This window comes from Burkholderia sp. SIMBA_062, assembly GCF_046534765.1.
GTDB classification, from domain to species: domain Bacteria; phylum Pseudomonadota; class Gammaproteobacteria; order Burkholderiales; family Burkholderiaceae; genus Burkholderia; species Burkholderia ambifaria.
Genome location: NZ_JAWRYD010000140.1, coordinates 1 through 373, shown reverse-complemented (window position 1 = coordinate 373; position 373 = coordinate 1). Strand labels below are relative to the sequence as shown.

Sequence of the window (373 nt, the reverse complement as noted above, 5' to 3'; positions counted from 1 at the left end):
ATACGTTCCGGGATCTAATGTGATGGTTCTTGTTGCTGGATCCCAACCAACACCGATAGCATCTTTTACAAGAGCCATATTAACTACCTGAGAACCGCCTGCACCTTCACCAGCCAGAAAGTTATTGGCTGTATCATTCAATAAGGTGAAAAGAGTAGGGGTTGGAATGGAAAGTGACTCCAGCGTTCCCAATGATCTGACAACGCCTGCAGGAGTAACTCCCAACAAAACATCTGTTGCCGGATTCCCTGCTATCAGTGCAGAAACAGAAACAGGATCATTCACTCCATTACCAACAACATGTAATCGATTGGTGGGATTAGTAGTTCCTATTCCTACAAAGCCAGTGCTTGGCTTTACGACGAAATCATTG

General features: G+C 44.8%; 1 protein-coding gene. It reads right to left on the bottom strand.

The window, feature by feature from the left end; genetic code table 11:
- Window positions 1-373: hypothetical protein (locus tag SB786_RS35755; RefSeq protein ID WP_410731511.1), on the bottom strand; the 373-nt coding region annotated here is incomplete at both ends.